Here is a 17,972-nt window from a genome sequence, read left to right on the forward strand (position 1 = left end):
GTCTTTCTGTCCGTCCCTGATACGGGCCGGCGGGGCGGATTCGTCGGGGGCGGCGATGATTTTTTTGCACGGGGTTAGCCGCCCCTTTGGGGCGGATCGCGGCGATTGTAGCGTTTACGGGGTGGCGTCGCCCGCCGGATCGGTGCGGTCGTTTACCAGGATCTCCGCCGCAAGGACTTCCTCGTATCGGTCCAGATGGCAAGTGATCGCGGACTTGAGGGAATCGAAGTCCGCAGGACCGTCATCGACCAGAGCCGTCAGGCCCGGATCGGTGCGGGGCAGGCGCGACGGCAGCAAATGGGTACGGAGTTTCTCATAGGAGAGATAGGGGTTCTCCTGCTTCGCGGCGACGAGGATGTCGCCGATGGTCTTGCCCCGCTCAAGGAACGACCAAAGATCGAACAGGTCGCGCGATGTCGTCCGACGCAGGATGAGCTGGGATTTGAGCAGGAAAATGCCATCCGGCGGCATCGCCTTGACGCACCCCAGGCGGGACGGCTCCAGCGCGTAGGCTTCGTGCCGCTTCGGCGAATAATCGGCGAAGAAGGTCAGCTTGACGCCTGTCTCCGCTCCGCCAGTCCGGCAGAGCCAATCCTGCTGGGTGTCGGCAAGGTCGTCTCCGTCGTTTTCGGCGTACATGCGCGCCATCTCGCTGGAGATGTCCGAGATCCGCCAGCCCTGGGTAGCGAGGCGGTCGAGAATGGCCCGGCAGCCGTCGCGCGGCAGTTGGGTTCCGGGGATGGCGAAATCGAGATCCTCGCTGCGGCGGTGCCCCCACGTCAGCGCCAGGGCCGTGCCCCCGATCAGCGTGAATTGACCGATCTCCGGACAGGACGAGATCGCCTCAAGCAGCCGCTTGGTTTCGCCCGGTAGGCAGTCGACGCGCAGCATCGCGGAACCCCTTCTCGATGTTGTTCAGACGATGCCGCCACTCCGACGCCAGGGCCGAAGGAACGTCCTTGTCCGCTTCGAGGCCGTCCAGAACGCGGCGCACCCGGGCGACCCCGTAGGATTTGCAAAGCCGGGCGACGTCCCTGAACGTCGGCCGGGAAAGCGTCATGGCGATCAGATGGTCGGCGTCGAAGGTGCCGCCGGGATTGCTCCAGGCCCGGTTGAAAGCAAGACGCGGTTCCCTGTCCGGCAAGATGCGGTAGAGGCCGCGCTGGATGGGTTCGATTTTCTCGGCGGCAATCAGTTTCCTGAGCGCACGGCTTACCGTCGATGCGGACCCGTAACGCCCGACCAGCGTCCCGGATGCGACGGTCGCAACGCCGCTGCGCCGCAGGTCGTGCAGGAGCCGCATCGGCAAGGTTCCGTTCATCGGCGTCGCCATGAGTTGACATCCAAAGAAAATCACCAGGGAATATCAATGTGATAGATCGCATTTTACAAGTCAAGAAGGTGCCTGCCCGCAGAGGGTGGGTGCGCTCTGTCATAGGGGCTGCTCATCGGTGATGACGGTCGTTCCGCCGGATGCCCGAAAAGGCGGACGGGCCCCTTTCCGCGATGTGCCGTCGGCATGATGGGATTGTCGCGTCACATACGCGAATAGGTATTGAAGATAAGAATCATTTGCATTATCAGGGCAAATAACTGCGAATGATTCTTATTCGTGTCGGGGGCAATCACGTGAAGAGACGAGTGGACGGCGGTCGGGTGTCGCGGGGGGCGGCGTTCGGCGCCATGGTGCTGGGCGGGCTGATGGTGCCGTCGGTGGCCCAGGTGGCGATGGCCCAGGTGGCGCAAACTGCCGGGGCGCAGGGCGCCGACGGCGCCGCCGTGCAGATGCCGGCGGTGACGGTGACCGGGCAGCGGGAAACCGCGCTGACGCCGGTGACCGGCTATGTCGCCAACCAGCAGGCGACCGGCACCAAGACCGATACCCCGCTGATCGAGACGCCGCAGTCGATCTCCGTCATTCCGGCCGACCAGATCCGCGACCAGAACGCCCAGACGCTGAATCAGGTGGTGCGCTACACCGCCGGCGTCACGGCGGAGACCCGCGGCGCGGTGGCGACCCGTTATGACCAGCTGAAGATCCGCGGCTTCGATGCCGACACCTATCTGAACGGGCTGAGGCTCCAGTCGCTCTATTACGCCGCGCCGCAGATCGACCCCTATCTGCTGGAACGGGCGGAGGTGCTGAAGGGCCCGACCTCCGTGCTGTACGGGCAGGCGCAGCCCGGCGGCCTGATCAATCAGGTTTCCAAGCGTCCGACCGCCACCGCGCTGAACGAGGTCGGAGTCGAATACGGCACCGACAACCATTGGCGCGGCACCGCCGACTTCTCCGGCCCCATCGACAAGGACGGCAAGTTCCTCTACCGCCTGACCGCCGTCGGCCTCAGCGAGGACGGCCAGATCCGGATGACGGAGAACGAACGCATCGCCGTCGCGCCGTCTTTCACCTGGAAGCCGGATGCCGAGACCAGCCTGACCCTGCTTGGCTTCTACCAGCATGACCCCAAGGGCAACTCCTATGGCGGCATCCCGCCACAGGGCACGGTGCTGTCGAACCCGCTGGGCAGGATCCCGGTCGATTTCTATGACGGCGACCCGAATTACGAGAAGTTCGACCGCCGTCAGGCCTCGGTCGGCTACGCCTTCGACAAGAAGCTGGGCGACGCCTGGACCGTCCGGCTGAACGGGCGCTGGCTGAACGCCAAGGTCGCCTACGACAGCCTGTACGCCAACGGCCTCGACACCGACAACCGCAGCCTCTTCCGCGGGGTCGCCACCTCGCGGGAGGAAATGAACGCTTACGCCTTCGACAACCAGATCGAAGGGCGCTTCGCCACCGGGCCGGTCGGCCACACCGTGCTGGCCGGCGTCGATCACCAGCGGCTGGACGGCCATTACACCGCCGGCTTCGGGATGGCGCCGTCCATCGACGTCTTCAACCCGGTCTACGGCATCGCCGTCACCCCGCCGGCGGTCTACCGCACCGACATCGACGGGCGCCAGACCGGCGTCTATCTCCAGGACCAGATGAAGCTGGGCGGCTTCGTCCTGACGGTCGCCGGGCGCCGCGACTGGGCGAAGACCACCTCGACCACCGCGTCGGGCAGCAGCACCCAGTCCGATCAGGCCTGGACCGGCCGCGCCGGCCTGACCTACGTCTTCGAGAACGGCATCGCCCCCTATGTCAGCTACGCCGAGTCCTTCACGCCCAGCAGCGGCGTCGATTTCGGCGGCAAGCCCTTCAAGCCGGAGGAGGGGACACAGTACGAGGTCGGCGTGAAGTACCAGCCACCCGGCCTGAACAGCCTGTTCACCGCGGCAGTGTTCGACCTGACCCGCAGCAACCTGCTGACCAGCGACCCCGCCCATCCCGGCTTCTCCATCCAGAGCGGCGAGGCGCGGTCGCGCGGCGTCGAGCTGGAGGCCAAGGTCGGCGTCACCAAGGACCTGGAGCTGATCGGCGCCTACACCTACCTCGACACCAAGTACACCAAGGACAATGACGGGCTGCAGGGCAAGCGCCTGGCCGCGGTGCCGCGCCATCAGGCGTCGGCCTGGGCGATGTACCACATGCCGGAAGGCACTGCGCTGACCGGCCTCGGCGTCGGCGCCGGCCTGCGCTACACCGGCAGCACGGCCAACACGGCGAACACCTTCAAGGTGCCGTCCTTCACCCTGGTTGACGCCACGGTGTCCTACGATCTGGGGGCGCTGTCGTCCAAGCTCCAGGGGGCCGAGGTCACCGTCAACGGCAAGAACCTGTTCGACAAGGAATATGTCGCCTCCTGCTACTACGGCGAGTGGTGCGCCTACGGCTATCGGCGGACGGTGACCGCCGGCCTGCGCTATCGCTGGTAAGCATCGTGCCGTCCCTCCTTCCCCCTTGGCAAAGGAAGCCGTCATGACGCCTGCGAGCCTGCGGGGCTGGCGCCTCGTCCACCGCTGGACCAGCCTGATCTGTTCGGCCAACCTGCTGATCCTCTGCGTGACCGGGCTGATCCTGGTGTTCCACCACGAGATCCAGCATCTGATGGGGGAGGATCTCGACAGCAGCTACACGGAGGGGCAGGCCCGCCTGCCGCTCCAGTCGCTGGTCGACATCGCGCAGAAGGCCGACCCGGCCCTGGTGCCCAAGCTGCTGTCCTTCGATCCGGAGGACAAGGCGGTCAACTACATCTACCTTGGCAAGCCGGAGGAGCGCGGTTTCGACCTGGGGCGCTGGGTGGTGCTGAACGGCTTCACCGGCGCCAACCAGATGCTGAAGCAGCCGGAGGAGACGCTGGTCGGCTTCCTCTTGAAGCTGCATGTCGACCTGTTCACCGGCTTCGCCGGCCAGATGTTCGTCGGGGTGATGGGGCTGCTGTTCGTGGTCAGCACGGTCAGTGGGCTGGTGGTCTACGGCCCCTTCATGAAGAAGCTGGCCTTCGGCATCCTGCGCTTCGGGCGGGGGACACGGATCGGCAACATCGACCTGCACAATCTGTTCGGCGTGGCGACGCTGGTCTGGGCCTTCGTCGTCGGGCTGACCGGTGCCATCCTGTCCTTCTCGCCGCTGATCACCGGCTATTGGCAGAAGACCGAGCTGGCGGCTATGACCGCCCGCCATCCGGAGCCGATGACGGGGCCGGCGGTGTCCATCGACCAGGTGGCCGCGGCCGGGCTGGCGGCCTTCCCCGGCAAGGATCTGGCCTTCATCGCCTATCCCGGCAACGAATATGCCGGCAGCCGCCATTTCAGCGTGCTGGTGCGTGGCCACACCGAACTGACGCAGCGGCTGCTCAGCGTCGCGCTGGTCGATGCCGAGACCGGCGTGGTCGCCGAGGCGGCCGGCACGCCCTGGTACATGACGGTGCTGATGCTGTCGGGGCCGTTCCATTTCGGCGATTACGGCGGGCTGCCGTTGCAGATCGTCTGGGCGCTGTTCACCATCGTCACCGGCGTGGTGACGGTGACCGGCTTCGTCGTCTGGCTGAAACGGCCGCGGGCGCGGTCGGCGTCCGACAGAAATGCATCGGGCGCCAAGCTGGGGAGCAAGGCATGAGCGGGATCTGGGGCATTCCGGCCGCGCTGGCCGTGCTGTCCGCCGTCGGGCTGGCCGCCGCCATCCTGGGCGACGGCATCTGGGACTGGCTGTGCTGGGCGACCCTGTCGGTGCCGCTGGCCGTCTGCGCCGTCAAGCTGTGGCGGCAATGGCCGGGGCGGTCGGCGGTGTGAGGGGATGCGGAAGGAAAGACTGTCACCTGTCAGTTTTTGTTGACGGTATGTCGGCCCACCTGTAAGTAAATTCTTACTGGTGGGGCGGAGCGGACATGACTTGCAGCGGCGACCGATTGCTCGAGACGTTGTCGGCGCTGGCAAACCCGCACCGGCTGCGCATTGTGGCGACGCTGAGCACAATGGGGCGGACCTACGTCAGTCAGCTGGCGCGCGAGATCGGCATCAGCCGTCCGCTTCTGCACCTTCATCTGCGGAAGCTGGAGGAGGCGGGGCTCGTCACCAGCCGGCTTGAGGTCTCGCCGGATGGAAAGGCGCTCAACTTCTTCGAAATCGCCCCGTTCGCGATCGAGCTGACGCCCACGGCGATTGCCGAAGCCGCGCCTTCCCTGACCGCAACCAGCAGACATTCCGACTCCTGAAGGAGCGCCCGATGACCGGCAGAGAATCCTATTTCCTTCTCGTCACGATCCTCGTCCTGGTGACGATCCTCCTGATTTTCGCGATGAAGTATTTTTCGTCGGCCCGTCGGGGCCGGGCGCAGAGCGCCGGCGATGCCGCATACCGCGACCTCGTCGAGAGGACGATCAAGACCCAGGAGGAACTGACCGCGACCCTGATTTCGATCAGGGGCAGCGTCACGCAGATCGAGGGCCGGCTCGCCGGCGTGGAGAAAATCCTGAAGGATGTCGGGTGATGGCGCCGCGGATGATGACGGTGCAGCCCGACCATGAGCGGTCCGATATGGAGGATCGCAGGCAGATGCTGCGGATGCGGACGGCCTGCCTCGTCGAAGGCGGTACGCTGATCCTCCTGCTCTTCGTGGCCGTGCCGCTGAAGCACCTCGCCGGTTTCCCCGATGCGGTGAAGGCGATGGGACCGATCCACGGCTTCGCCTTCCTGACCTATCTCTGGATGCTGACCCGGATGGTGTCGGCCGGCGGCTGGTCGCGGGGCGAGACGATCAAGCTCTTCGCCGCCGCCATGGTGCCCTTCGGCGCCTTCTTCAGCGCGCGCACCCTGACCCGGCGTGCGGCGCTCGCCGCCACCCTGTGAGGTGCGGTCATGATCTACCTGTGGCTGAAGGCGTTCCACATCGTCGCGGTGACGGTCTGGATCGGCGGGATGTTCGTCGCGGCCATCGCCGTGGCCGCCCTGTCCGCCCCGAAGAGCCTGCCCGGCGTGCCTGAGCCTGTCGGCATCGCCCAGCCTGACATCATCGGGGCGGTGCGGCGTTTGGACCGTTGGGCGACCTCGCCGGCAATGCTGCTGGCCTGGCTCTTCGGGTTGGCGGTGGCGACCGAAGGCGGCTGGTTCGGCGCGCGCTGGCTGATGATGAAGCTGGTGTTCGTCGTTGCCCTGTCCGGCCTGCACGGGATGCTGTCGGGCACGCTCCGCAAACTTGCCCGGCCCGATGAGCAGCCTTCGCCGGCATCGGGCCACGCGCTGCCGGCGATCGTCGGCGCTGTCGTCGTGATCGTGCTTCTCGTGGTTCTGAAACCGCTCTGAGACGCTGTCCTGTGTCGGGTCCGGATCATGCCCGGATCACGATGGCCGCATATCCGGTTCTGACACGCTCCTCATCATGTCGATGAAGCCCGACGGCGCGTCGTCCCCGAGGCAGAACTCCAGCATCCGATGGGCGTCCACGGCTTCCAGGGCGGCGCGGGCGAACATCGGCTCCTCATAGGCGGCAAGCGCCGCCTCGACGTCGCCCGAATGCCGAACCAGGGCATCGGCCAGTTCGGCGCCTTCCAGCATCGCCAGATTGGCGCCTTCGCCGGACGGCGGCATCAGGTGCGCGGCATCTCCCAGCAGCGTCACGCCGGGAACCCGCCGCCATCGGTGTCCGATGGGAAGCGTGTGGATCATGCGGGGAACCAGCGGCGTGTCGCCCCCGGTGATGAGGGCGGTCAACTCCGGCGCCCAGCCGTCGAACTCCGCCGCGACAAGACCCTTCGCCGCCGGATCGTCGAAGTCGATCCCGGCGAACCACTCCGCCGGCCGCCTCAGCTCCACATAGACATGCAGCACGTCTCCGGCCTCCCGGTGGGCGAAGATGGCTCTGCCCGGCGCCGGGACGAACATCGCTCCGGCGCCGACCGCTGCAGCGGCCTGGGGATGCCGGCTGTCCACATCGTGAAGATACGTCTCGATGAAGGTCGCGCCGGCATAGCGGGGCGTGGCATCGGACAGCAGCGGCCGCACCCTGGACCATGCGCCGTCCGCCCCGACGAGAAGGCCGGCGGTCGCGGTGCTGCCATCCGAGAATTGGACCTCTTGCCGCCCATCGCCAAGGGGTGAGGCGCCGGTGAGTTTCCTGCCCCACCGCACCGTGCCCTCCGGCAGGGAGTCGAGGAGCAGCCTGCGCAGATCGCCGCGCAGGACTTCGGGACGCCGGTGCTGCCCGTCGTCGGGCATGTCGAGGAGCACGGTGCCGGTGCGGTCCAGCACGCGCGTCGCCTCGGCGCCTTCATGGATGATCGACCGGAACGCCTCGGTGAGGCCGGCGGCCGCGAGCGCGCGCTGGCCGTTGTGGTCGTGGATGTCGAGCTGGCCGCCCTGGGTCCGGCTTTCCGCCCCGGCCTCCGCCTCATAGACGACCGAGCGGACGCCATGGACATGGAGGACGCGGGCCAGCGTCAATCCACCCAATCCAGCACCGATGATGACGACGGGTTGCTCCATTGCGCTCTCTCCCTGCTCTGGAACGGCGTTCCATGACTATTCATTGGAACGTTGTTCCAGTCATGTCAAGATGAGACATGGACCCAAGACCCAAGACTCCCGAGCGGCGGGAGGATGCACTTTCCAAGGAGCGGATCGTTGCGTCCGCCATCGAGCTTCTCGATGAGGAGGGGGAGCGTGCCCTGACCTTCCGCGCGCTGGCGAACCGGTTGTCGACCGGAAGCGGGGCGATCTACTGGCATATCCCGGACAAGGATGCGCTGCTTTCTGCGGCGACCGAGACCGTGCTGTCCCATGCGCTGGCCGAAATTGCGGGCGGGTCCGATCCGGCGGACGCCCTGCGCGCCATCGCCTTGAGCGTCTTCGACGCCATCGAGGCGCATCCGTGGGTGGGCACCCAGCTCGCCCGGGAACCGTGGCAGCCTGCCATGGTGGAGGTTTTCGAGCGCAGCAGCGCGCAGTTCGATCTGCTGGGCGTTCCGCGCGCATCGCTCTTCCACTGCGTGTCGGCGTTCGTCCAGTATCTTCTGGGCACCGCCGCGCAGACCGCGGCTGCGGCGCGCCACAAGTTCCGCGCGTCGGAGCGGCCGGCCGTCCTTGCTGCAATCGTCGAGCGCTGGACCCGGCGCGACCCTGGGGAATACCCGTTCGTTCACCTGCTGGCGGATCAGGTGCGGACGCATGACGAGCGGGAGGCGTTCCTTGCCGGCCTCGACCTGATTCTGGCGGGGGCGAAACCCGCGCGGTGAAGCCGCGAAGCCAGCGGGGGTAAAGTCACCGGTGGTGGAGCGGCGGCAAGGCGGCGTCCTGCCGTCCTCGCCGTCGCTCCATTTTACTGACAGATCTTTACTTCATGGACGGGAAGGCGAACTGAGCGCCTTCGCGGACGCCGCCGGTCGGCCAGCGCTGGGTTACGGTCTTGCGGCGGGTGTAGAAGCGTACGCCGTCCGGACCGTAGGCCGACAGGTCGCCGAACAGCGACCGCTTCCAGCCGCCGAAGCTGTGATAGGCGACCGGCACCGGCAGCGGCACGTTGATGCCGACCATGCCGACCTTGATCATGTCGCTGAAATAGCGGGCGGCCTCGCCGTCGCGGGTGAACAGGCAGGTGCCGTTGCCGTATTCGTGGGCGTCGATCAGGTCCATGCCCTCCTGCATCGTCTTGACCCGGACGAGGCAGAGCACCGGGCCGAAGATCTCCTCCCGGTAGATGGTCATGTCCGGCGTGACGCGGTCGAACAGGCAGCCGCCCAGGAAATTGCCGTTCTCATGGCCGGGCACCACCAGCCCGCGGCCGTCCACCGCCAGCTCGGCCCCCTCGGCGACGCCCTGGTCGACGTAGGCCTTCACCTTGTCGTAATGGGCGCGGGTGACCAGCGGCCCCATCTCGCAGCCGGCCGACGTGCCGGCGCCGACCTTGAGGTCGCGCAAGGCCACCGACAGCTTGTCCCGCAGCCGGTCGGCCACCTCGTCGCCCACCGCGACGACGACGGAGATCGCCATGCAGCGCTCGCCGCAGGAGCCGTAGGCCGCTCCCATCAGCGCGCTGACCGCGTTGTCGAGGTCGGCGTCCGGCATGACGATGGCGTGGTTCTTGGCCCCGCCCAGCGCCTGCACCCGCTTCCCGTGCGCGGTGGCGGTCGCATAGACATATTCGGCGATGGGGGTGGAGCCGACGAAGCTGACGCCCTGCACCCTGGGGTCGGTCAGCAGCGTGTCCACCGCCTCCTTGTCACCGTTGACGACGTTCAGCACGCCCGGCGGCAGCCCGGCCTCTTCGGCCAGCTGGGCGACGTAGAGGGCGGCACTCGGGTCGCGCTCCGACGGCTTGAGGATGAAGGTGTTCCCGCAGGCGATGGCGATGGGATACATCCACAGCGGGACCATCGCCGGGAAATTGAAGGGCGTGATGCCGGCGACGACGCCCAGCGGCTGGAATTCCGACCAGCTGTCGATGCTGGGGCCGACATTCTTGGAGAACTCGCCCTTCAGCAGCTCCGGCACGCCGCAGGCATATTCGACATTCTCGATGCCGCGGGTCAGCTCGCCGAAGGCGTCGTCCAGCACCTTGCCGTGTTCCTGGGTGATGAGCGCGCAGACGCGCTGCGCATTCTCCTCCAGCAGCTGCTTGAAGCGGAACATGACGCGGGCGCGCTTGGCCGGCGGCGTCGCGCGCCAGGCCGGGAAGGCGGCCTCGGCGGCGGATATCGCCTCCTCGACCGTCTTACGGCTGGCGAGCGCCACCTGACCGGCGATCTCGCCGGTGGCGGGATTGACGATGTCGGCGGTGCGGCTGTCGGCCGGGGCGTCGGTCTTGCCGCCGATCAGGTGCGGAACGATGGGCATGGAGCGGTTCCTGGGGAGTGTTCGATGTGCGGAGTGCGCGGCCCCTCGTCCCCCGTTTACGGGCCCCCGTTTTGCGGGAGAGGAGGGGTCGCGCCGATGGCGCGCCGTTACGCCGTCGCCTGGATCGCGTCGGCGACGACGTTGAACAGGCGGTCGAGATCCTCGCGCTCGCTGATGAAGTGCGGGCCGAACTGGAGCGTGTCGCCGCCGTAGCGCACGTAATAGCCGGCCTCCCAGCACTTCATGGCGATCTCGTAGGGCCGACGCGCCGGCTCGCCCGGCAGGGCTGCGATGGTGACGGCGCCGGCAAGGCCGCAGTTGCGGATGTCGGCGACGTTCTTCAGCCCCTTCAGACCGTGGATCAGCCCTTCGAAATGCGGCATCAGCGCTGCGGCCTTGTCGGCCAGCTTCTCGCGCTCGAACAGCTCCAGCGCGGCCAAACCGGCGGCGCAGGCGACCGGGTGGGCGGAGTAGGTGTAGCCGTGCGGGAACTCCACCAGATACTCGGGCCCGCCATTGTCCATGAAGGTCTGGTAGATCTCGTGGCTGGCGACCACGGCGCCCATCGGCACCGCACCGTTGGTCAGGCCCTTGGCGACGTTCATGATGTCGGGGACCACGCCGAAATAATCGGCGCCGAAGGCGGTGCCCATGCGGCCGAAGCCGGTGATCACCTCGTCAAAGATCAGCAGGATGCCGTGCCTGGTGCAGATCTCGCGCAGGCGCTGGAGATAGCCCTTGGGCGGCGGCAGCACGCCGGCCGACCCGGCCATCGGCTCCACCACCACCGCGGCGATGTTGGAGGCGTCGTGCAGCGCCACCAGATCCTCCAGCGCGTCGGCCAGATGGGCGCCCTCGTCCGGCATGCCCTTGGTGAACAGATTCTGCGGCAGCAGGGTGTGCGGCAGGTGGTCGGCATCGACGCCGGTGCCGAACAGCTTGCGGTTGCCGACGATGCCGCCCAGGCTGGTGCCGCCGAAATTGACGCCGTGATAGCCCTTCACCCGGCCGATCAGCTTGGTCTTGGCCGGCTGGCCCTTCATCCGCCAGTAGGCCCGCGCCATCTTCAGCGAGGTGTCGGCGGCCTCCGACCCGGAATTGACGAAGAAGACGTGGTCGAGACCGGCCGGCGTCATCGAGGCCAGCTTGTGCGCCAGCTTGAAGGCGGCGGTGTGGCCATGCTGGAAGGCCGGGCTGTAGTCGAGCGTGGCGATCTGCTGCGCCACCGCGTCGGCGATCTCGCGGCGGCAATGGCCGGCGCCGCTGCACCACAGGCCGGACAGGCTGTCATAGATCTTGCGGCCCTGCGCGTCCCAGTACCAGGCACCCTCCGCCTTCGTCATGATGCGCGGGTTCTTCTTGAACTCGCGGTTGGCGGTGAAAGGCATCCAGTGCGCGTCAAGCTCCTCGCGCGTCAGTCCGGCAGCCGTGCCGAGGGCGTGGGCATGGTCGTTGTCGAGGGGGGCCATCCGCTGTTCTCCCGGATTGTAAGGACACTATCTGCGGCCAGTGTGAGCGGTTCCCGGTTGCCATCAAATCCAAAGTGGAAGAACTTCACGTAAGTATCCGCTTAACTTTCCCGCTTAACTTTTCCAGGCAACAGCATGAGCAAGCCGGCCCGGTCGATGGCCCCGATCAGCGATGCCGACATCCGGCTGCTGCGCGTGTTCCGGACGGTGGTGGAGTGCGGCGGCTTTTCCGCCGCGGAGGTGGAGCTGAACATCAGCCGCGCCGCGATCAGCCAGCACATGGCCGATCTGGAACGCCGGCTCGGCCTGACGCTGTGCTGGCGCGGGCGGGCGGGCTTCCGGCTGACGGAGGAGGGGCGGCTGGCCTATGAGGCGAGCCTGCGCCTGCTCGCCAGCACCGAGAGCTTCCGCAGCGAGATCAACACGGTCCATCGCCGCCTGCGCGGCGAATTGAACATCGGCATCACCGACAACCTCGTCACCATGCCGCAGATGCGGGTGACCCACGCGCTGCGCGGCCTGAAGCAGCTGGCGCCGGAGGTCCGGGTCAACATCCGCATGATCCCGCCCAACGAGATCGAACGCGGCGTGCTGGACGGGCAGCTGCATGTCGGCGTCGTTCCGGTCCGCCGCGGCCTGCCAGGGCTGGTCGGCCTGCCGCTCTATCAGGAGGAGTCGCTGCTCTATTGCGGCGACGGCCATCCGCTGTTCGACCGGGCAGGCGGCGAGGCGATGCCGGGGGCGGTGACGCGGGAGGATGTCGAGGCGGCCGACGCGGTGGCGCCGACCCAGGCGCAGCTTCCGCACGAGCTGAACAACACCGCGACGGCCACCGACCGCGAGGGGGTGGCGTTCCTGATCCTGACCGGATGCTATGTCGGCTTCCTGCCCATCCATTACGCGCGGCAATGGGTCGAGCGCGGCATGATGCGGGCGCTGCTGCCCGGCACCTATCGCCATGCCCTGGAGTTCCAGGTGGTGACCAAGAAGGGGGCCCAGCCCAATCTGGTGCTGGACCGCTTCCTTGAAGTCCTGCGCGGCAACGGGGACGGGGAGGGCGTTTAGCTTTTCAGGCGCCGTCCGGCTGCGGGCTTGGCGTCCGGCATGTCGTCGCCCAGCGCGTGCAGGACGGCGCCGGCGGCCAGGGTGCGCTCCTCCTCGCCGATCTGCATCGTCACCGGATCGCCGGTGGGGGTGGTCGCCGTCGCCTCGCCGGCGAAGCGGACCGTCACCTCGCGGTTGGCGAAGCGGATGCCCTCGCGGCGGAACAGGGCGTGCAGTTCCTGATAGACCCGCTTGCGGATCTCCCACTGGTCGCCGGGCCGGGTCATGAACTTGACGCGGAGGATCATCGCGGAATCCTCCATCTGGATGACGCCCTGCGATTTCAGCGGCTGGAGGAATTTCGGCCCCAGATCGGGATCGTCGAGCAGCGCCTGACCCAGCTGCTTGATGTGCTTGCGCACCTTCTCGACGTCGGTGTCGTAGGTGATGCGCAGCGGCAGCTTCATGATCACCCAGTCGCGCGAATAGTTGGTCAACTGGTGGATCTCGCCGAAGGGCACGGTGTGCAGCGGGCCGCGATGGTGGCGCAGCTGCATCGAGCGCACCGAGATCTTCTCCACCGTGCCGCGGATGGCGCCGATCTCGATGTACTCGCCCTTGCGGAAGGCGTCGTCGATCAGGAAGAAGGCGCCGGAGAAGATGTCGCGGATCAGCGTCTGCGCGCCGAAGCCGATGGCGATGCCGGCGACGCCCGCCCCGGCGAACAGCGGGGCGATGTTGACGCCCAGATCCATCAGGACGCTGAGCAGGATGGCGCCGATAATCGACAGCAGGATGAAGTTGCGCACCAGCGGCAGCAGCGTCGCCAGCCGGCTGGCCGAGCCGTGGCCGCTCCCCTCGTCGCCCGGAATGATGCCGGGGGTCGGACCCTCCTCGGCGATCCGGCGGTCGATCCAGATGCGGACGCCGTGATAGGCGACGTAGCCGATCAGGCAGACCGTCATGATGCTGATGAGCTTGTCCGCCGCATCGCCGTGCATGCGCGGGATGTTCCACACCGACAGGGTCACCGCCACCCCGGCGGCGGCGGCGAGGATGCCGGCCACCCGCCGGGCCAGCGCCTCGTAGCTGTCGATGGTCGCGGGCCTGGGAGTGTCGGGGAACAGGCCGTCGCCGTCCGGCGCTCCCTCCCGGCTTTCCTCCAGCGGCCGCCACAGGGTACGGCGATGGTGGAACAGCCATTCGGTGGCATAGGTGACGGTGGCATAGACGGCGAGGATCGCCGCGGCGACGGCATAGGCGCCGAGCAGCAGCGGCAGTTCGGTCGGCCAGCCCAGGATCAGGCGGTTGACCAGCGTCGCCAGGGCATAGGCGAAATAGACCAGGACTGCCGGAAACCACAGGCGCAGGGTCAGCCGTTCGAGCGGCGCCACCGTCGCCGCCGCCCGCCCGGCCAGGAAGGCACGCTCGACCGTCTGGCGGTTGGCATAGAGCGCGCCGACCGTCGCCAGCACGGTGAGCAGCCCGAACAGCGCGACCAGCACCGCGTGCGGGTCGTAGGGCATGCCCAGCGCCTCCAGCCAGATGGTGCCGATCATCAGGGCGACGCCCAAGGCGCCGCTGGCTGTCAGGTCGCGCCGCAGCCGGCGCACCGCCGGGGCCACCCCTGCATCCGCCGCCGCCCCGGGCGGCATCACCAGCCGCCAGAACAGGGCGATGGCCCAGACCAGCAGATAGCCGGCCCCGGCGAGGATGACCGTCTTCTCGGTCATCGGCGTCGGCTCCGGCACCAGCGCGGTGGCGAGCCCGAAGCCGATCAGCGTGGCGAGAAGCATGCCGACCAGCGTCAGCAGCGCATGCGCCACCAGACGGGGAAAGCGGGCGGCCAGGATGGAGCCGCCCGGCCTCGGCTCGGCCGGGGGCGGCAGCAGGCGCCGGGCGACCGGCCGCTGATAGACCAGATGCTGCACCCCGTGGCCGGCCGCCATCAGGGCGAAGGTCAGGGCGATGACCTGCAGGAAATAGGCGGGCTCGCCGGTCGGGCTCTGGGCCTTCAGGGTGGCGACGACGGCCGACGGGATCGCGGGCGTGGCGCGCAGCCGCTTGGCGAGCTTGCCGCGGAACCCCGCCATGCGGTCGCGCCCCTGGCTGAGCATCAACATCATCATGCCGTCGGCCGTGCTGGCGGCTGCGGAGGGCGGGGCGGGTGTGGGCGGGGCAGCAGCGGTGGGGGCGGGCGCCGCGGGCGCGGCAGCGGGGGGCGGCGCTGCGGTCTGGGCCGACGCCTCGGCGAACGCCAGTCCGAGCGACAGCAGTCCCAGCAGCAAAATCAGCGTCGCCGCCCGGAGCCGGGCCGGCCAGCGGAGACGCAGGGAAGAGGCACGGGCGGGGAGTGGAGGGGTCGGCATGGCCTTGCGTCGCGAAGCGTGGCGTTCGATCCGATGAGAGTAGCGTAGATCGCGCGGCCGGGAAGGGGTTCCTGCGGCTTTGGTCAAGGCTATCGCATATAGCCCCCTCTCCCCCCTGGGGAGAGGGTCGGGGTGAGGGGGATGCATGGCGAGGATTTTTGGGAAGTCACGCGGTGCGACCCCCTCACCCTAACCCTCTCCCCAGGGGGGAGAGGGGATCTTTCCCAGCCCCTAACTCACCAGCCCGGCGGCCAGATTGACGCCCAGTGCCAGCACCGCGGTGTTGAACAGGAAGGAGAGCGCGCCGTGCATCAGCACCAGACGGCGCATGCCGGCGCCGCGTGTGGTCACGTCGGACACCTGTGCGGTCATGCCGACGGTGAAGCTGAAATAGAGGAACTCCAGGTAATCCGGCGCGTCGTTGCCGGGAAAATCCAGGCTGCGTTCCTCGACCGACTGCCCGCCCAACCAATAATCGTGGGCATAATGCTGGGCGAAGAAGACGTGCAGGAAGCCCCAGGACAGCAGGACCGTTACCCCCGACAGCGCCGCCGCCATGCCTTCGTGCGGGGAGCCCTTGGCCGACACCAGTTCCGCCCCGATGGCGACCAGCGCCGCGAGCGAGGCCAGCACCGCCCCGGCCAGCACCCCCCATTTGCCGGGGTCGAGCAATTTGGCCCGCCGGCGCATCGACGCCACCGTGGCCCGGCTCATCAGGATGCTGGCCAGCAGGATGTAGACGGCGATCCCGCAATCCCAGCCGGTCAGCACTGCGGTGGTGGGGCGCAGCCAGACGGCGGCGAGGCCCCCGCCCAGCAGGGCGACGGCCAGCGCCCCGCTCAGCGACGGGCGGTTGCGCAGATGGGTCAGGCTGCCGCGCATGTGGTCTCCAGCGATGGCGTGCGGCGATGCGCACGCCCGTTCAGTTGGAGGCGGGATAGAGCGGAAGCAAGGTCTGCTGGCGGCGCTGATAGCGTACCAATTCCAGCGCGGTCAGCGGCTGCGCCCCGGCCGCCCGGCAGGCGTCCGCCACCTCGAACATCAGCGCCTGCTGGTGGAACAGGGTGGCATAGGCGTCGCCCAGCCTGAACTCCGGGTCCCACATGTGGATGGCCTCGGCCCCGGCGCCGTTCACCTCGATGATGCGGAAATCCTCGCCCACCGCCAGCCGCTCCACCGAGGCGAAGCGCACGTCGAAGCGGCCGAAATGGAAGCCCGGCATCTGGTCGGCGATCTCGTCGAAGCGTGCGGTCAGCGTCGCGGTGACATGGCCGCAGGCATCCTTGTAGAGGCCGCCGACACGGCTGCTGCCGACCAGCGACAGCCGAACCGTGCGCCCGGCCTCCGGCACCTCGTCCAGCCGGTCGGCCAGCGCCTCGTGGTGCAGCTGGGATTTCCAGGAGGCGCGCGGATCGGCGGCGATCAGCTGGCGCAGGGTGGAGCGGCCGTCGCCCACCACATGCGGGTAATAGCGGAAGGTCATGGAGAAGATGCGACCGTGCCGCTCCCCCGGCTTGCGGACGTAGAAGATGCCGGCCTCGCCGGCGTAAGCCACATGCTCCTGAAGGATCAGCCGGACGTCGGCCGGGAAGCCGCGGAGATAGGTGCAGAGATCCGCGGCATCGCGCACCAGCCGCACGCCGATGCCGCGCCAGCCGATGTCCGGCTTGGCGACCAGCGGGAAGGACAGGCCGGCGCCCGACGCCAGCGACTCCAGCTGTGCCGGGGTCAGCGACGGGCGGTTGACCAGGGCGACGGACTTCGCCGCCCATCGGCGCGCCTCCGGCCCGATCAGGTCCATGCAGGCGATCTTCGACTCGCCGAGCAGCCCGCCTGCCTCGATCGACGGGTTGGCGGCGGTCGGCAGCGACAGGCTGCGGTAGCGGACGCCGAGCGCCAGCCACTGGGCCACCAGCGGGATGTAGAACAGCAGCGGCGGGATGCGCTCCGCCCAGCCGATGGTGGGGGCGCCGGCCGGCACCACCGGCAGGCCGGGCAGGGCGATGGCGCGCGGGGTCGGGCTGCCGTGCAGCGCATCGCGCAGGGCCTCGGGCAGCAGCGGTTCCAGCACCGCCCGGATGCGGGCGAACAGGGCGCGGACGACGGACTGCGCCCGCTTGGTGCGCAGGATCATCAGTAGGGCGGCGCAGCCGATGCCGATCACCTGCACCTGGATCGCCGCCGCTTCGAGCGACGAGGTCATCAGGGTCAGCAACAGCCCGACATGCACCCCGGCGGTCGCCAGCGTGATGGCGATGAAGCGCAGGAACGGCACCCGCATCACGCCGCAGGCGAAGTAGGTCGGGAACAAGACGCCGGGCACCAGCCGGCAAGTCACCAAGGTCGGCAACAGGTTCCTTTGCAAGGCTCCGCGGCAGCGTTCAAGCATAGGACCTTCGGTCCGCCGCCGGATCCAACTGATCCGCAGGGACAATAGTCCAAGGACATAAATGAACAAATCCCCGATAACAATCCCACACAACAGCGTGATGGCGGTCACGCCGATGCTGACGGTGCCGACGCTGACGAGGCTCGCTCCAACCGCAATTGCAACGTCTTCGTGCAGAAGCGTAAGCAAAGCAAGGCCTAGCAACAGGGGAAAACCGGCGAAAGCGGTTATTGGTTGCAATGCAGCAAACACGTGCGGTCTGTCCGTTGGGTAGGGGGCGGTTACGGTGCCATCGGCAAAATTGCATAGGAAATGGTAAGCTTCACGTTAAAACTTTTATGGAACCGTGCGACATAGCGACTGTTTCTTTTGAGCCATATAGGAACGTTATGGCTATGATAGAAAATATGTGTTTGCAGCTATGGCGCCGGCGCGGCAGAGTGCGTTTCAATCGATGGCTGGCCGATGACCAGCCGGTTGGACGGTGGCCCA

17 protein-coding genes are annotated in these 17,972 nt (G+C 67.6%); 9 read left to right on the top strand and 8 right to left on the bottom strand.

Translation table 11 applies throughout. The annotated features are described in order from the left end of the window. Positions 1–114: 114 nt before the first annotated feature. Both ABNQ38_RS36355 and ABNQ38_RS36360 read right to left on the bottom strand, forming a co-directional pair. Positions 115–891, bottom strand: coding sequence for a nucleotidyl transferase AbiEii/AbiGii toxin family protein (locus tag ABNQ38_RS36355; protein WP_377811809.1), 777 nt, complete (start codon positions 889–891; stop codon positions 115–117). Beyond that, positions 845–1,333 (bottom strand): hypothetical protein, encoded by a 489-nt coding sequence (locus ABNQ38_RS36360; RefSeq protein ID WP_377811810.1) that lies wholly within the window; start codon positions 1,331–1,333, stop codon positions 845–847. The genes ABNQ38_RS36355 and ABNQ38_RS36360 overlap by 47 nt, the downstream gene beginning before the upstream one ends. Before the next feature lie 296 nt (positions 1,334–1,629). On the opposite strand from ABNQ38_RS36360, the gene ABNQ38_RS36365 reads away from it, so the two are divergent. The 7 genes from ABNQ38_RS36365 (at position 1,630) to ABNQ38_RS36395 (ending at position 6,684) form a co-directional block, all read left to right on the top strand. Beyond that, entirely contained in the window at positions 1,630–3,819 is a 2,190-nt protein-coding gene (locus tag ABNQ38_RS36365) for a TonB-dependent siderophore receptor (protein WP_377811811.1), read from the top strand. 43 nt (positions 3,820–3,862) lie between these two features. After that, the gene (locus tag ABNQ38_RS36370) at positions 3,863–5,002 is read left to right on the top strand and encodes a PepSY-associated TM helix domain-containing protein (RefSeq protein ID WP_377811812.1); all 1,140 of its coding nucleotides are present in this window, start codon (positions 3,863–3,865) and stop codon (positions 5,000–5,002) included. Next, positions 4,999–5,175 (top strand): hypothetical protein, encoded by a 177-nt coding sequence (locus tag ABNQ38_RS36375; RefSeq protein WP_377811813.1) that lies wholly within the window; start codon positions 4,999–5,001, stop codon positions 5,173–5,175. Before ABNQ38_RS36370 ends, ABNQ38_RS36375 begins: the two co-directional genes overlap by 4 nt. Before the next feature lie 95 nt (positions 5,176–5,270). Continuing rightward, positions 5,271–5,597: an ArsR/SmtB family transcription factor gene (locus tag ABNQ38_RS36380; RefSeq protein ID WP_377811814.1), complete on the top strand. Its 327-nt coding sequence runs from the start codon at positions 5,271–5,273 to the stop codon at positions 5,595–5,597. 11 nt (positions 5,598–5,608) lie between these two features. Next, positions 5,609–5,872 (top strand): hypothetical protein, encoded by a 264-nt coding sequence (locus ABNQ38_RS36385; protein WP_377811815.1) that lies wholly within the window; start codon positions 5,609–5,611, stop codon positions 5,870–5,872. Next, positions 5,872–6,231 carry a DUF3817 domain-containing protein gene (locus tag ABNQ38_RS36390; protein ID WP_377811816.1) on the top strand — a complete coding sequence of 120 codons (360 nt, stop codon included), beginning with the start codon at positions 5,872–5,874 and terminating at the stop codon, positions 6,229–6,231. The genes ABNQ38_RS36385 and ABNQ38_RS36390 overlap by 1 nt, the downstream gene beginning before the upstream one ends. Before the next feature lie 9 nt (positions 6,232–6,240). After that, entirely contained in the window at positions 6,241–6,684 is a 444-nt protein-coding gene (locus ABNQ38_RS36395) for a CopD family protein (RefSeq protein WP_377811817.1), read from the top strand. A gap of 36 nt (positions 6,685–6,720) precedes the next feature. On the opposite strand, the gene ABNQ38_RS36400 is transcribed toward ABNQ38_RS36395, so the two are convergent. Then, entirely contained in the window at positions 6,721–7,863 is a 1,143-nt protein-coding gene (locus ABNQ38_RS36400) for an FAD-dependent oxidoreductase (RefSeq protein WP_377811818.1), read from the bottom strand. A 77-nt stretch (positions 7,864–7,940) separates the two neighbouring features. Here ABNQ38_RS36400 and ABNQ38_RS36405 point away from each other — a divergent pair, with 77 nt between their 5' ends. After that, positions 7,941–8,612 (top strand): TetR/AcrR family transcriptional regulator, encoded by a 672-nt coding sequence (locus tag ABNQ38_RS36405; RefSeq protein WP_377811819.1) that lies wholly within the window; start codon positions 7,941–7,943, stop codon positions 8,610–8,612. A gap of 97 nt (positions 8,613–8,709) precedes the next feature. Here ABNQ38_RS36405 and ABNQ38_RS36410 read toward each other — a convergent pair whose 3' ends face one another. Both ABNQ38_RS36410 and ABNQ38_RS36415 read right to left on the bottom strand, forming a co-directional pair. Next, complete coding sequence (locus ABNQ38_RS36410) at positions 8,710–10,209, bottom strand: CoA-acylating methylmalonate-semialdehyde dehydrogenase (RefSeq protein WP_377811820.1); 1,500 nt, start codon at positions 10,207–10,209, stop codon at positions 8,710–8,712. Between the two features lie 107 nt (positions 10,210–10,316). Next, on the bottom strand, positions 10,317–11,678 hold the full coding sequence (locus ABNQ38_RS36415) for an aspartate aminotransferase family protein (RefSeq protein WP_377811821.1): 1,362 nt from the start codon (positions 11,676–11,678) through the stop codon (positions 10,317–10,319). A gap of 135 nt (positions 11,679–11,813) precedes the next feature. Between ABNQ38_RS36415 and ABNQ38_RS36420 the strand changes: the two genes are divergently transcribed. Beyond that, on the top strand, positions 11,814–12,743 hold the full coding sequence (locus tag ABNQ38_RS36420; protein WP_377811822.1) for a LysR family transcriptional regulator: 930 nt from the start codon (positions 11,814–11,816) through the stop codon (positions 12,741–12,743). Here ABNQ38_RS36420 and ABNQ38_RS36425 read toward each other — a convergent pair. The 3 genes from ABNQ38_RS36425 to ABNQ38_RS36435 form a co-directional block, all read right to left on the bottom strand. Then, on the bottom strand, positions 12,740–15,091 hold the full coding sequence (locus ABNQ38_RS36425; RefSeq protein ID WP_377811823.1) for a mechanosensitive ion channel family protein: 2,352 nt from the start codon (positions 15,089–15,091) through the stop codon (positions 12,740–12,742). The two genes, ABNQ38_RS36420 and ABNQ38_RS36425, sit on opposite strands and share 4 nt — an antisense overlap. Positions 15,092–15,322: 231 nt before the next feature. Then, positions 15,323–15,973 (bottom strand): DUF1345 domain-containing protein, encoded by a 651-nt coding sequence (locus ABNQ38_RS36430; protein ID WP_377811824.1) that lies wholly within the window; start codon positions 15,971–15,973, stop codon positions 15,323–15,325. A 40-nt stretch (positions 15,974–16,013) separates the two neighbouring features. Next, positions 16,014–17,732 (bottom strand): VTT domain-containing protein, encoded by a 1,719-nt coding sequence (locus ABNQ38_RS36435; protein ID WP_377811825.1) that lies wholly within the window; start codon positions 17,730–17,732, stop codon positions 16,014–16,016. Between the last annotated feature and the right edge of the window lie 240 nt (positions 17,733–17,972).

Source organism: Azospirillum sp. A29 (assembly GCF_042604625.1).
Classification (GTDB): Bacteria; Pseudomonadota; Alphaproteobacteria; order Azospirillales; family Azospirillaceae; genus Azospirillum; species Azospirillum palustre.